Genomic DNA, 14,001 nt, shown 5'->3' on the forward strand with positions numbered 1-14,001 from the left:
CTCACGCGGGCATCTTGCCCGCACTACCAAAAACCCGTCAAAATAAATTTGACAGACTACTAGTAGGATTGTCAGTGCGTGGGGACAGATTTTTTCCGCCAGAGCGATGTCTAGGACGGGCTATGCCAACGCCCCAAAACCAGCCAAATAATCAGGAGCAGTTTTAACCCCCAAAATAATTTTTGTAACAATTGCCACAATTTCTTAAATTTGCCCTGAAAATGAATTAATTAAGATAAATTTTTAATAAAACTTTAACTATCTATTGATGTAAATCTCAGCTACTAAGCCAAGAAAGTGCTATGGTGAAGAAGATAATTGGGCATTTACAAATGACACTCACCTAAGTGTTAAATACTCGTGTTGTTCTGTAAAAAAACTGATAAAATCGAACCGTATTTGTTAACCAACAAATACAATATCTGACTCATCATTAACAAAAAACCAAAAGATAGATGAAGTATCAAGGTTATTAGGATAAAAAAAACTAGAAAACATCAGAAAATTCTGATTGATAAACTGTCAAAAACACAACTATTTCAGCTAATATACATGAACCAATCTGTGAAACGTTACTCACCGCTCCAAGCTGCCCTGATTGGTGGAGCGATCGCCACAACTGCTACTATATCCGTATTTGGTCAAGCTTTGACACGCTCAGTTCATGCGGCTTTACAAGACAGTCCGAAAGCCTTAGTTGACCAAGTTTGGCAGTTGGTGAATCGTGAATATGTTGATGAAAAATTTAACCAACAAGATTGGCAAGCAATCAGACAAAGCCTATTAAGTAAAGACTATACTTCTAAAGACGAGGCTTATGTAGCAATCCGCGAAGCTTTACAGAAACTAGGTGATCCCTACACCCGGTTTATGAACCCCAAACAATATGAATCCTTGACTAGTCAAACATCTGGGGAAGTATCCGGGATTGGGATTCGGATGCAACTAAACGAAAAAACCAAACGCCTGACCGTTATTGAAGCGATAGAAAATTCTCCAGCCCTGAAAGCCGGACTCAAATCAGGTGATGAGATTATCGCAATTGATGGTAAATCTACCCTGAAAATGAGCGTGGAAGATGCCTCAAAGTTGATTCGTGGGCAGATAGGTACTTCTGTTAGTTTGGATTTAGAAAGAGCAAATAACAAATTTAAAGTTAAATTAACCAGGGTGACAATAGAAGTTCCCACAGTCCGATATACCCTCAAACAAGAAGCTGGTCGGAAAGTTGGGTATATTAGATTACAAGAGTTTAGCTCTCATGCCGCTGATCAAATGCGTGTAGCCATTCGCAAGTTGAACGACCAAAAAGTTGATTCCTACGTTTTAGATTTGCGAGGTAATCCTGGTGGTTTGTTAAATGCGAGTATAGAAATTGCCAGGATGTGGTTAGATGACGGTCATATCGTCAAAACCGTAGACCGCAAAGGATCGAGCGCTCAAACACAAGCTAATCGGACAGCCATTACCAAACTACCTTTAGCAATTTTAGTTGATGGTAATTCCGCCAGTGCTAGTGAAATCCTCACCGGCGCACTCAAGGATAATAAACGGGCTGTAGTTGTTGGTAGTCAAACCTTCGGTAAGGCTTTGGTACAGTCAGTCCATGAACTAGGAGACGGTTCAGGTTTAGCAGTGACTATTGCCCATTACTATACACCCAATGGTACAGATATCAATCATAAAGGGATTGCCCCCGATATCAAGCTAGACTTGACCCAAACTCAAGAACGCCAATTAGCTTCTAATCCGAATTTAATTGGTACAAATAGCGATCCCCAATATACCCGTGCCATTGCTGTTCTTTCTAATGGCAAATTAGCACAATCAGTGACAAATCAAAATCCTCAGTCTATTAGTGTCAATGCTAAAGACTTGAAGTTTTAGCATTTTGTGTAGGTTGGGTGAAGCGATAGCGCAACCCAACGCTCATGTTGGTTTATGGCTAACGCCTCCCGTCAGAGATACGTACCATTGCTGGGCGAAAGTAAACGTTCCACAACCCAACCTACGAATCAAGAGTTAATACAGAAATTTCCTATCTTCTTCTACTACCAAAACCGGAAGAACGGCGACTTGAAGAACGGCCACCACTACCAAAACCACTACCAGAATTGCGGCGAGTAGAGCTAGAATTACCAGAAGGTGTAAGGGTACTACCACCAAAACCAGAACCAGAAGCTCGTCCAGTTGTTGTAGTCCGGTTCGCGGTTCCTGAAGACGAATTTCTGATGTTTCCTGTAGTGCGGAAAGTGGTGCGATTTCTCACTGCTGCGGGTGGTTCATTGTAGCGAGAACGGTAACTAGAAACAGCCGAATCATAGCTAGAACCATAGCCACCATGACCATTCATGATCCCACCTGGCTGATAAACGGGGGGAACATAATATTGAGGTCTAAACAACATACTACCAATAGCTTGACCAGCGACGTTACCAACTAAAGCTCCTGCAAAAGGGGCCCAAAAGCTACTTTGTTGGCGCACAATCACAGTTTCCGGTTGTCCGGTTTGGGGATTGTTTCTGGTTTCGGTGACGTTGTGGACGTACTCCAGTTTGAAGTCCTCGGTCATGTATAAGACTGGCTGACTATTTTCTACTTTTAAGTAAGTTTTCTTACCTGCTTTGATTTCATCATCAGTCAATCGTGCCATTTGCAGCTTTTCTGTGGCAAAGCTGGGGGGATTGTTATTGAGTAAAAACAAGGTATACTCACCATTGGCATCATTGTATGTACCCTGTTGTACTTCATACTGACCATCATTTAACTTGGTGGGAGTAGCAGTTTGGCTAATATTCTTAGTTGGAGAATTAGCTTGGTTTCCTCCCCCGCAAGCGACAGTTGTTAAGCACAAAGTTAAGGCTAAACAAACAACTGTAAGTTTACGTAGTATACTGATAATCATTGTGTTCATGTTTGTTTTCGGGTACTAATTACAGACTAACGAATCATTTACAGTGGGATCAATTCTGGATAATATTCCAATAATTGATCACTGGAAAGTTCATCACCTAATTGGGCTGGAGAAAAATGCACTTGGATAGCGCGGAGTTTATGTTTGTAGTGTAGATTAATTACGGCTTTAAAGGCTGCTTTCAAAGCTGGGATGTTAGCTAAATCAGTTTCTAACTCGGGAATTTCCCCTTCAGCCGCGACTGTAATCATGACAACGATGTTACGGGTGACAGGAAGTGATAAGGGCTGATTTGAGGAAGTGGAATTAAAATCAAGATTAGCCCCATATCTTTGGGCTGAGTCTGTGAATAGTTCATTGACATAATCTCCTGCTTCCCCTTGATTCCAAAAGACATCACCTTCATTAGCAGCAGCAAACCAATATTCATCATATTGTAGGAAAGTTTGGCACAGTTGCACCAATTCTTCTCCTAAAATATCCAGATCACCGTCAGCATTAATCGCTGTTCTAGCACTACTGTTGAGGACACCTAAGATTGGCGCTACTTCTTCTCCGTTTAAATGCAAGAACAAACGACAGACAATATAGCGAGTTTTTCCCATCATGCGATTAAACATTTTTTGTCTCCTGTAATTTCAGTAGATGTTGTTCACAACTGGATACTTACCTTTTTAATTTTAGTAGTCAGGAGTTAGTGGAGTATTGTTGTCTCAACTCCTTTTTGATTTTCTATATCTATAGGTGGACGCACACACAGATACATCAAAGCTCCAAACACAGGAATGATCGCAAATAACCAAAATAACTGATTATTTTGCCAACCTCGTCTTGTCATATCATCTCCTAACAACGTGGGAAATAATAGACTCAAGATGATAAAATCCAAACTCATGACGTGAATAAATCGGCTGGTTTCCCACTGTTGTCGAAAATTATCCCAGTCTCCCTGTAAACTATAGGTAAATAAAACCGCCGCACCTAAAGTTAATAAAATTCCAAAAATGCGAGAATCTAGTAATTTGAGAAATAATTTTTTTTCCCCTACAAACTTTTGATTGGGTTCTCTTAAAGCTAAATATGGTAAAAGCCCAAAAGCCCCAATAGCAAAAGCAGCACTAGCAAATGGCCAAGCAGGTATTTTTTGACCTCTACCATCAAAAAATACCACTGCACTATATATAAAAGGCCAAATTCCCATGATATTAAATAAACATATAATCAGCGGATTAATCCCTTGCCAATTTCCTGTAGAGAGATTTTTTATCAACTCAAAAGTATCCGGTTGTTCAGGAGGAGCAAAGAAAAAGGCATAGGAAACAAATCCTAGCCATAGTAAGCCAAAAGTGATTTTTCTGATCATGAATTTATGGAAATTAACTAAAAGCTTCCGAGAGATAATTTGCTGCTGCTGCGACCACAGCGATCGCACTCTCATAGTCTAACCTAGTTGGACCTAAAACTCCCACACTTCCCACTGGCACAGAACCCCGACGATAAATAGCAGAAATCAAAGTACAGGTGCGAATAGGTTCAAGAGGATTTTCTGTCCCAATCCGCACCGTTACTTTAGACTTATTTGTATCATCCATTTCTGTTTTTTCACAAATTAAATGCCAAAGTTGGTCTTGTTCTTCTTCCAACAATTGCATAATTGTCTGTACCTGCTGTACTTGAGAAAACTCAGGTTGTCGTAAGACTTCTCCAATCCCCCGCACCATAATTTGTGTAGTCGTTGGTGCAAGAGCGCGATGAGTCAATTCTACCAAAGAACTTTTCAAAAATTCGCCATAAACTCGAAATTCCTGATCTAATTCACTCCAGTCAAGGTAGCCTAATTCTAATAAACTCCTTCCTCGTAAATGACTATTCAAAAAGTTAGAAACTATCTGCAATTGATGATCAATTACCTCCGGTTCAGGTTTAGTTACTGATGATATTGAAAATAAATCCATCACCTTAGAATGGGTTTCATAACTATCTGTCACCACAATCAACATAATCTTCCCGGATTCAATTTGCACTAGTTGCAAATGTCGTAACTTTGCTGTCGTGGTTTGTGGCATAGTAATTAAAGTAATACAGCCGCTTAATGTTGCTAAAATTTGGGCTGCACCTTGTAATAAAGCCTCTAAACTCCAATCTTCCCAATGCAAATGTCTTTGTAATGCCGTTTCTACCTCTTTAGCTAAGGTTTCTGATGGTTTAATTAGTTGGTCAACATAAATCCGATAACCAGAATCAGAAGGAATTCTTCCCGCAGAAGTATGTGGTTGATAAAGTAACCCTGATTTTTCTAAAACACCCATCACATTGCGAATAGTAGCCGAGCTAATACCTAAATCAAATCCTTCAATTAAAGCTTTAGAGCCAACAGGCTCTGCTGTCGCAATGTAATGACGTATAGTCGCCCAAAGTATATTTTGTTGCCGATTAGTTAGATGGACTTGCATAGGTGATATTTTTACTGAAGGCAAACCTTAATCAAAATCTGAAAAAATGCGTGGTTTTTACCACCAAACCCCAAAAAAGTATTAATTATTAATTAATGCAAGATAGCAAATTATATACTTAATATTGTCCGCTTTATGTAAATTAAAAATTTGCAAGTAATATCAAAGGTTGTAGCTTTTTCCTTAGTCGTAATTTATATTTCTGTCACCGAAACTAGGTTGTTTCAGTGTCTAACTTACATAAATCTCTATCTTTTTCTGGATCATCTCATGACATCCTCAAATAAACTGTAATTTTAGCTACAGAATATTAGATGCTACTGCGTAAGTTGGGTAGCTATAAGTAGGTTGGCGTTGAAAATTGTCGTTATGGCAAGGCAAGAGGCAAGAGGCAAGAGGCAAGAGTGAAGAGGGTTTGGGCGATTTTACGTTTCTTTACACAGTTTGGTTTTATTGTGTTCACCTACTTAGTCGGAAAAATCCTCTTGATCAAGCTTTTCGAGGGTTGGGTAAGGTGGTGCGAACCATGCTTTTGCTGCTATTCTCTAGCGGTGATAGTACATATTCACTATATTAAATCTGCATTGGTTTTTCTCTCGGTTTTTGATGATGAACAAATGCGCGAAGATTACGGGTGGTAAATCATGACTTCACCACAAGCCCAAAGTGTTGCTCAAGAATTAGGTGATATTCTCCCCAATGATGAGAAATTACAGGCAGAAATTCACCGATTGAATCGGAAGAGTTTTATTCCCTTGGAACAGGTGAAAATGCTCCATGATTGGTTAGATGGTAAGCGACAATCACGGTAGTCTGGTAGGGTGCTAGGAGAGTCAAGAACGGGTAAAACTATGGGTTGTGATGCCTACAGACTCAGGCATAAACCTAAACAAGAAGCAGGAAAACCGCCAACTGTGCCTGTTGCTTATATCCAAATACCGCAAGAATGTAGTGGAAAGGAGTTATTTGCCGCAATTATTGAGCATTTGAAGTATCAAATGACAAAGGGAACGGTAGCAGAGATTAGAGATAGAACACTGCGGGTTCTCAAAGGTTGTGGGGTGGAAATGCTCAAGCCAAATATTTGAAATTTCCAATTATAAATGATATAATATAGGTGTGGGCGAACGTCGGCTTCATGCCGTGTGTTTGGGTAGCTTGTCTACTTAGACCTAGCCCACAAACCATTTTAGTTTATCTAGTAATAGCGGATTGGAATCGGTATACCACTCTCCATAGTTCTTATTTCGCCGATCATCTAAATCCATAATCACCCTGTATTTTTGAGCAAGTGGCATAAAATACTTATCTTCGTGACGTTCATATAATCTTTGTAAAGCCCATAGGTAGTAATCAACAACCTGCATTTCATGTGGTTTAGATAAATTTACCATCACAATTATCGTTCTAGCTCTCCCTTTATGATTTTTCCGGAAAAATATGGCGTAAATCCTTATCCTGATTAGGTTTGAGGCTTTAATATTCTCAAAAATAGGGATTCCTACGGAGCAATTCGTTATCGCTCTTAATTTAGATAAAACCCATATATAGCAATGGTTTTGGACATCTAAAAGTGATATTTAATCACAAGGGTAGCGGTAGAATCATAAATATTAAATGCCAAGTTTATCAAATAAAATCTTATTACGCAATTTTGCATCTTTGATAACTTTATCAAATGATAAAACTTCAATGTAAGCATTTGTATTTTTATTAAAGTTAAAATATCCATTTTGATCAGGAGTTATAATATAACCAAAAGTATTTTCTAAAATATTTCTGACATTACTTGTTAAATCGCAAATAACATAGACATAAAAAGGTGTTGTTGGAGTCACATGAATTAATCTGCCATTTCTATCTTCTAAATTATTAGCCCTTATTTTAGCAATATAAGAAGAGACTTGAGATATAGGATTTTCATCTTCTTTATCATAATCTTTTCTCATAGGTCTTTTAAATTCTACTATTGTTATAGAAGAATAAGGAGTATTTTGAGTATCAACAAGAAGAATGGGATTATTAAAAATAATAATATCTGGTCTGCTTGAGCTATCTACCCTAAGAGGATCTGGTAATTTATTTAAAGGAATATCAGATGACAAATGATAATGATAAGATAATCTTTCATCTATAATCCAAAGATTTTGTTTTTGAAAAGAATTTATATCATCTGAGGTAGCTCTCATAGGAAATATAATTTCATGAATTTCACTTTCCAAAGGATATCTATTTTCATCATTACGCGCAAGATGCCTAGTGAATAATTCAATTATAATTTTTCTATGAACAACATATTCCGCAAGTTTATTAACGCCAAAATCATTATGTTTTTCTAAAAATTTAGAATACTCTTGACGATATATTGGAAATTTATCAAAATTTTCTATAGGCTCACTTAGTATTTCTTCAGATTGTTGTTTTAAAGATAATTCAAGGCGTGATTTAATCTTATACAATTCAGTATCTAATTTTTCAGATGATAAACCTGGTTTAATCGAAGCCAAGTCCTCTTTAGCATATTTCAGTAATGGACGATACTGAATAGCTTCATGCACAATATATTTTTGAATTTCTTGAAGTTTATTTTCCTGAATTTTCTCTAAATAAGGTGATAACTCTTGAGACAACAAAGTCACTAATTTTTCACGAATTTCTTGATAAGAAATTAAACCTAATTGTTCTGATAAACCTTCGTGAACCTCAATAATGTTATTAAATCCCAATCTTTCTTGATTTACATTTTCATCAAAAAATTTACTAGAAACAAAAGCTAAATAAACAAATTTTTTACCATTTTGATAATCTTCTATCTTACTATTTTCTAATAAATTTGGAATCAATTTGTGTAATTGGTGTGAAATTACAGTGCGATGATTAGCACAATAATAAAGAGTATGTTTTAAATCGGAAGAATTATAATATTTAATTCCTGTTACAGTAAATTCATTATTTTTAATATTGATAGAATAACTATTAGAAAAAGCTTCTAAATACTTGCAAAAATAATCATTTATATCAAAATTATTATTTCCATCAATTACATTAATTCTAGGAGCTTTACCTAAAACAAAATAAGATATGCAATGCTCTAAAATCCTTCTTCCGATAGTTTCAACTTTTTGTGGAAAATTATCTCTATAAGGAGGTAAAAAATTTAAAAAATCAATCTTCGTAAAATTTTGACAATCTTCATCAGATAAAGAAATACAGGAAATTTGTTTAACACCGTTATGTTGAAAATTAAATTCTAAGTTTCGTTTATAAAAGCCATTTTTGGAAAAAATGCTTTCAATATGAATGTCTGCAAAAGCTTTAAGCCAAAGAAATCTACCAATACCCTTTGAGCCTCTTGATTTCTTGTATAAACTGTCAGAAGTAGAAAAAGATTGAAAATTATCAGAATTAAATCCTATGCCATTATCAATAACAGACAATCCTACTACCTTAGCAAAATTTCCATGATCAATAAGCCCTGATTGATAATCTTCTCGTATAAGAGTAATGTCAATAAATCCATTGCTAATTTTTCTATCTTCAATAGCATGAATAGAATTAATAACTGCTTCAAACAAAGGAAACAAAGATTTGCTTTCTGGTAAAGGAATGTTATTGACTCTTCCTTCTAAACTGATATCCATAATTTAAACAGTATTTTTCAATCCGAATAAACAACAACAACATCTTATCATACATATAAATAGAAATACTACTTTATGATAGAACTGCTATTAAAGTATTATCCTGAAACTTTAATTAACAAACCAAACTTAGCTATCACAGAAGCTGATGACCCAAGTAACACACGAAAACACTACATACTTTACTTCACATATAATTCCAGCGTGTCCCTCTTTTATAGCACGTTCAATATACGTTACGTTAATGACTCATTTAATACTAGTCATACATTAAGATTTTGAGTATATAAATCCTAATGTATCAACTTACTTGCTAAATCTTGATAAATAACATCTAATCACACCGCAATCACAACTTTACCTTCATCCAGGGATGCTCCCGCGAAGCGCTCCGTAGGAATCGCTCTTTCCCACTGCGTCTTCCGTATCACTAATTACAGGCACAACAATCCCCTTCTCTCGCCAATACTGGATCTGGCGAAGAGTACAACCTGTAATTTGAGCCGCTTCCTTACTTGTGAAAAAAGTTTCTTGCATAAAAAATATTTTACAGAAAACCAACACAATACAAATATGTTTATTAAGTATGAGCCAAATCACTATTCAGTGTCGTTTAGTAGCCAGTGAAACTACCCGTCAACAGCTATGGCAGTTAATGGTAGAGAAAAGATAGCGATTTTTTGAAGCATAAGTATGTGACATTTTGAAGTGCGGAATGCCAGTTAAAAATAACCAAATATTTTTTTAGACACAATAAAAAGTTTTGCCATACTATAAGAAGTGTGGCAAAGAAATTATTGATGCCTGACAAATAAATTGTCAACGCGGACAATAATTTGGTAAGACGGACACCAACTTGTCGACCCGGTCAAATAATCTGACAAGTGACATCATAAAAAATGAGCGCGGAGGGATTCGAACCCCCGACCTACAGGACCGGAACCTGTTGCTCTATCCACTGAGCCACGCGCCCTTATACATTTGATAGTATAACATACTTTTTGAATTTAAACAGCATTTAATTATAAGTAATTTGCTGGGTCAACAGGTGTACCATCGCGGCGGACTTTAAAATGGAGATGAGACCCGTGGAGAAGCCTGTAGAACCGACGGCAGCGATCGCTTGTCCTTTTTGTACAGTTTGTCCTTCACTGATATATAATTCGCTACCACAATCTAATTTTTTGCAAAAATACCCTTAATACCCTTAATACCCTTTCCAACTAGTTACATTTAGCCCAAAAAGTGCAGACATAAACAGTATTAGTATTATGCCTGACATGGAGGGACGATAAGACCACTTGTGGCGGGTTCTGGCGAAGTGTCAAGTGTTTCCCCGCACCTTCAAGTCGGTGAGTATGTCAACTTTGGCAAAATTTAATTGGAAGACCCTTAGAGGGTGTATAAAAGGCGCGGCTGATTTTCTGTTTTCACATTTACAGACTCAGCAACGCCAATTTTTTGGATATTCAACACCCAATACTTAATACTTATACGGCTTCCGTATTTTTTTCTCCTGTCCGAATGCGGACAATTTGTTCAACAGAGGAGATGAAAATTTTACCATCACCGATTTCACCAGTCCGGGCTGCGGAGATAATCTTATCTACAACCATATCAACTTGGGCATCTTCAACAACGATTTCCACTTTCAGTTTTTGGAGAAACTCTACCGTGTATTCCGAACCCCGATAGCGTTCGGTTTGCCCTTTTTGCCGTCCAAAACCCCGAACTTCAGAAACTGTCATCCCAACAATACCCGCATTAACTAGGGCAATTTTCACTTCATCTAGTTTAAATGGACGGATAATGGCTTCTACTTTTTTCATTTTTTTGATTCCTGACTTCTAATAACGTCGTTTATATATCTAAGCAGATTCGTTGTCTCAGGCTGTAAATATAGTCATAGTTATTTAATTTTAGCCTGATGTATGGGATTACAAGGTTTTTTGATCATTGTCCACAATTATGGACTATTTTCTTGCAAAAGCGCTCTCCAATCAGCGATCGCCTGTTCTGTCCACAGCCAATTTTGTGATAACCTCTCAATAGTAAAGTCTGCGGGCGCATTTTGAATCACCATTTGCCGAAGTTTAATCGCTTCCCGTAAATATTGCTGGCGTTTATCAGCGGGTTGACTGTTAGCAGATTTATATAAACCCAAAGCCAATCCAGCATAAGCCGTCAAAGCCTCCGGTTCTCCAGCTATTTGGGGATATTTCATTGGATCAGAACTTTTATTCCGTTGGGGCTTTAATGCCAAACTCAGAGATTTGAACCAAGCATCATTAGCATAATTGAGATTATTCTCCGCATAATAGGCACATCCTAAAGAATTATTATACAAAAGAGAATCTGGCTGCTTTTCTACAGCCCTAGCCCAATAACGACGAGCATCATCAATACTATATTTATTATTTTTAGTTTGGACTGACTGCCAAGCTAAACGCCCCCGGAAAAAATTCACAGCTGGATTTTCAGCATCCTGAGTAGGAATCAAATTTAAAGCTGTTTCCGCAGCCGTCAAAGCACCACGATTCAGTAATTCATTAACAGCATCTAACCCAGCCGTTAAATGACCTTGACTCAACTGAGCCGTTGCCGTTGCCGTGACAATTCCCGTAGCTGAATTAGCTAAATTAATCCGTGGATACTGATTACTTGTGAGATTTTGTCCAGGAATCGGCGGCACATCAGCAGACTTCCGCACTTGTCGTTGATGCCACCACCAACCAATACCAACAATGACAGTAATTGCACTTGCTCCCACCAAACCATACACTAACAATGGTGATTTTGTTCGGTGAAAACGATTACCCTTTGGAGGGACAGGTGACGGTGATAACTGAGGATTTACCTCACGCTTCTCAAGATTCAAGGGAGTTGGGGTAATCTGAGTGGGGACATTTTCCCAATCTAAATTTTGTTTCGGTTGGGCAACCTGCATTTCCGACAAGTAATGATGATTCTCCGCGATTAATTCCGTCTTCATACTTGGTTCTTCTGTTTTAGCAACCGGATTGCCAAGCTGACGAAACAAATCAGAAACTATTGCCAAATCCTCATTATAAGTGGGATCATCATACTCAATTTCATCGCCCAGATCACCCCAAGTATTCTCCCCTAGCCAGTCTACCTCCGTCGTCTCCTCTCCAAAATTAGGATTGAGAATATCATCAATAGCTAAAGGAATTTCTGGGTTAGTTCCCATATCAGCGTAATTATAACTATTTGGCTGCTTGATGGGCTGATATTGGTTCAGTAACTCCGATAGCCCCCGTGGCGTAGCCATAACTTCTGGTGTCAAACAGCCATCAAATTCTCGCTGGAGATACAAAATTGGTAAAGCCCAGTACATCTGCTGAGAACCATAGGCAGAAATTAAGCCTTGACGAACCCGACTTACACATAAATCTACAGCATAGCCCTGACTCAAATTGCGGTAAAACAATTGTGTCAGCGTCAGTGCTACCTCATCAGGTATGCGTTCTGACATCGCCAAAATACTTCTAATTCCCCGTTTTACCAAGCTTTCAGTTAAATTCCGTTCTGCTGAGTCTGATTCCGTCTCTGACCTAGCCCGATATGCCCCCAAACAGGAGTTAAACACTGCCATTTGAATATTATTATTAACCAGTAGCCCAGCTAAATCATCTCCGCTGAGAGTTTCTGTTAAGCCAGTTTTTTTACTCACTAAATAAATTTGCCCACCATTGCCCCCCAAGTTGCTATGACCAGAATAGTGGAGAATATGGTAATGTCCCTGTTCTAAAGCTTGGGTGAGTTCTTCCCTCCCCGGCCCGTCAAGAACGGTCAATTCAATTTCTGGAAGATGATGATCACCATCAGCCACTCTTAATGCTGGGCGGTGCAATTCTGCCTTGAGATTAATAGCTTCTTGTTTGAGCAAATCTAGCCGCGCTAAATCGGTAGGTGAAGAAATCACCATTAGCACTCTTATCCCCCGTACTTCCGGCGACGTGGGCAGATTATGAGTCAGTAACCGTGAGCCTGGGGCGATGCCACTTTGGTAACGGGCAAAGGTGATATAAGGACCCGTAGCCAATGGGCGATCGCCTGCGTGCATCACTTCCCACGGTAACCGCGCCAATCTCGTATCCTTCAATCCCAATCTTAGCCGCAGCACCTGTTGGTGATTTTGGGCTATACCTTGGGCAGTAATCCAACTATCCCTGAGTGTTCCTTGAAACAGCGCATTATATAACTCCTGACCCAAGGACACCAAGTTAACAGAGTTTCTGGCTACCATATTCCCCTGCAACATTAACTGCAAAGGATCATCCATCAAATCGCCTGCGGCCGCCAACCACTCAGCCACAGGCCAATGCACCAGTTCTTCTGCCACCGGTACCCCAGGTGCAACTTGTTCCGTTCGCACCAGATAGTCATTTTGCCCCACCTGCGTTGCGGAAATGTGAAATTCCTGGGTCACAATTTCTGCTCCATAAAACCTATACAATGCACGTAAAATCGCTGAAAACTTCTTTACTCTTGCCTCTTGCCTCTTGTCTCTTACTTAGTGCTATAACGACAATTTTCAACGCCAACCTACTTATCAGCCACATTTAAATCTCCACCCATTGTGATTATATGCCTTAAACATTAACTGTTCTGGCATCGGTAGACATGATCTTGTTCACCCGACACTAGGAAATATAGAACAATTAGCAGTATTGTTTTTGAGAATCATGCCACAAGTGGCTAATCCTGCCAATACTCTAGATGTTTTTTGCCATTCTAAAGTTTCAAAGATGCCTTCCTATTGATCTTAATCTACTTTTTCACAAGGGTTTTGTGTCTGTTGGCTGCAACCACTTTATCCGGATTGATTGATCCCCGTCGAGAACTGTTTATTGGTAGATGCACCTTGATCTTCAATTCCCCTAGTTTGGCTAAAACTCACTGGGGGTTTTCTTTTTTCATAAGACCTGGTGATAAGTGGGAAACGAGCGTGTCTTTAGACCTGAGAGGG

The 14,001-nt window shown here is 38.4% G+C and carries 12 protein-coding genes, 1 tRNA gene and 1 pseudogene; 3 read left to right on the forward strand and 11 right to left on the reverse strand.

Translation table 11 applies throughout. The features are described from left to right. The first annotated feature begins 552 nt into the window (after positions 1 to 552). Positions 553 to 1,887, forward strand: coding sequence for a carboxyl-terminal processing protease CtpB (gene ctpB / locus FJR08_RS20135; RefSeq protein ID WP_168634333.1), 1,335 nt, complete (start codon positions 553 to 555; stop codon positions 1,885 to 1,887). 151 nt (positions 1,888 to 2,038) lie between these two features. On the opposite strand, the gene FJR08_RS20140 is transcribed toward ctpB, so the two are convergent. From FJR08_RS20140 to hrcA, 4 genes are all read right to left on the reverse strand, one after another. Beyond that, positions 2,039 to 2,905, reverse strand: coding sequence for a DUF1190 domain-containing protein (locus FJR08_RS20140; RefSeq protein ID WP_168634338.1), 867 nt, complete (start codon positions 2,903 to 2,905; stop codon positions 2,039 to 2,041). Positions 2,906 to 2,952: 47 nt separating this feature from the next. Then, a complete protein-coding gene (locus FJR08_RS20145) occupies positions 2,953 to 3,534 on the reverse strand; it encodes a DUF1517 domain-containing protein (RefSeq protein WP_168634334.1) in 582 nt (193 codons plus the stop codon). A 74-nt stretch (positions 3,535 to 3,608) separates the two neighbouring features. After that, a complete protein-coding gene (locus FJR08_RS20150) occupies positions 3,609 to 4,277 on the reverse strand; it encodes a DUF2834 domain-containing protein (protein ID WP_168634335.1) in 669 nt (222 codons plus the stop codon). Between the two features lie 13 nt (positions 4,278 to 4,290). After that, complete coding sequence (hrcA, locus tag FJR08_RS20155; RefSeq protein ID WP_015079588.1) at positions 4,291 to 5,367, reverse strand: heat-inducible transcriptional repressor HrcA; 1,077 nt, start codon at positions 5,365 to 5,367, stop codon at positions 4,291 to 4,293. Positions 5,368 to 6,011: 644 nt separating this feature from the next. Here hrcA and FJR08_RS23820 point away from each other — a divergent pair. Continuing rightward, positions 6,012 to 6,179 carry a hypothetical protein gene (locus FJR08_RS23820; protein ID WP_254435812.1) on the forward strand — a complete coding sequence of 56 codons (168 nt, stop codon included), beginning with the start codon at positions 6,012 to 6,014 and terminating at the stop codon, positions 6,177 to 6,179. Positions 6,180 to 6,188: 9 nt separating this feature from the next. Continuing rightward, positions 6,189 to 6,455: a TniB family NTP-binding protein gene (locus FJR08_RS23825; RefSeq protein WP_300006458.1), complete on the forward strand. Its 267-nt coding sequence runs from the start codon at positions 6,189 to 6,191 to the stop codon at positions 6,453 to 6,455. Positions 6,456 to 6,539: 84 nt separating this feature from the next. Here FJR08_RS23825 and FJR08_RS20165 read toward each other — a convergent pair whose 3' ends face one another. The 7 genes and pseudogenes from FJR08_RS20165 to hetF all read right to left on the reverse strand — a co-directional run bounded on the left by FJR08_RS20165 (position 6,540) and on the right by hetF (position 13,461). Beyond that, a complete protein-coding gene (locus FJR08_RS20165) occupies positions 6,540 to 6,761 on the reverse strand; it encodes a hypothetical protein (protein WP_041457840.1) in 222 nt (73 codons plus the stop codon). Positions 6,762 to 6,980: 219 nt separating this feature from the next. Beyond that, on the reverse strand, positions 6,981 to 9,008 hold the full coding sequence (locus FJR08_RS20170) for an ATP-binding protein (protein ID WP_015079586.1): 2,028 nt from the start codon (positions 9,006 to 9,008) through the stop codon (positions 6,981 to 6,983). A gap of 363 nt (positions 9,009 to 9,371) precedes the next feature. Next, a complete protein-coding gene (locus tag FJR08_RS20175; protein WP_235082019.1) occupies positions 9,372 to 9,545 on the reverse strand; it encodes a MerR family transcriptional regulator in 174 nt (57 codons plus the stop codon). 363 nt (positions 9,546 to 9,908) lie between these two features. After that, positions 9,909 to 9,981, reverse strand: a tRNA-Arg gene (locus FJR08_RS20180). A 49-nt stretch (positions 9,982 to 10,030) separates the two neighbouring features. After that, positions 10,031 to 10,176, reverse strand: a pseudogene (locus tag FJR08_RS23830) (M23 family metallopeptidase); the annotation flags it as partial. 322 nt (positions 10,177 to 10,498) lie between these two features. Then, on the reverse strand, positions 10,499 to 10,837 hold the full coding sequence (locus tag FJR08_RS20190) for a P-II family nitrogen regulator (RefSeq protein WP_015079584.1): 339 nt from the start codon (positions 10,835 to 10,837) through the stop codon (positions 10,499 to 10,501). A gap of 137 nt (positions 10,838 to 10,974) precedes the next feature. Continuing rightward, positions 10,975 to 13,461, reverse strand: a complete 2,487-nt coding sequence (gene hetF, locus FJR08_RS20195; RefSeq protein ID WP_168634336.1) for a cell division protein HetF — start codon at positions 13,459 to 13,461, stop codon at positions 10,975 to 10,977. Between the last annotated feature and the right edge of the window lie 540 nt (positions 13,462 to 14,001).

The organism is Dolichospermum sp. UHCC 0260, from assembly GCF_009711985.1.
Lineage (GTDB): Bacteria > Cyanobacteriota > Cyanobacteriia > Cyanobacteriales > Nostocaceae > Dolichospermum > Dolichospermum lemmermannii.

What these genes read in the sequence shown, in the direction of transcription:
- FJR08_RS20175 (WP_235082019.1), bottom strand. Translation starts at nt 9,545, where the DNA reads ATGCAAGAAACTTTTTTCACAAGTAAGGAAGCGGCTCAAATTACAGGT.
- FJR08_RS20165 (WP_041457840.1), bottom strand. Translation starts at nt 6,761, where the DNA reads ATGGTAAATTTATCTAAACCACATGAAATGCAGGTTGTTGATTACTAC.
- FJR08_RS20140 (WP_168634338.1), bottom strand. Translation starts at nt 2,905, where the DNA reads ATGATTATCAGTATACTACGTAAACTTACAGTTGTTTGTTTAGCCTTA.
- FJR08_RS20190 (WP_015079584.1), bottom strand. Translation starts at nt 10,837, where the DNA reads ATGAAAAAAGTAGAAGCCATTATCCGTCCATTTAAACTAGATGAAGTG.
- FJR08_RS23820 (WP_254435812.1), top strand. Translation starts at nt 6,012, where the DNA reads ATGACTTCACCACAAGCCCAAAGTGTTGCTCAAGAATTAGGTGATATT.
- hrcA (WP_015079588.1), bottom strand. Translation starts at nt 5,367, where the DNA reads ATGCAAGTCCATCTAACTAATCGGCAACAAAATATACTTTGGGCGACT.
- ctpB (WP_168634333.1), top strand. Translation starts at nt 553, where the DNA reads ATGAACCAATCTGTGAAACGTTACTCACCGCTCCAAGCTGCCCTGATT.
- FJR08_RS20170 (WP_015079586.1), bottom strand. Translation starts at nt 9,008, where the DNA reads ATGGATATCAGTTTAGAAGGAAGAGTCAATAACATTCCTTTACCAGAA.
- FJR08_RS20150 (WP_168634335.1), bottom strand. Translation starts at nt 4,277, where the DNA reads ATGATCAGAAAAATCACTTTTGGCTTACTATGGCTAGGATTTGTTTCC.
- FJR08_RS20145 (WP_168634334.1), bottom strand. Translation starts at nt 3,534, where the DNA reads ATGTTTAATCGCATGATGGGAAAAACTCGCTATATTGTCTGTCGTTTG.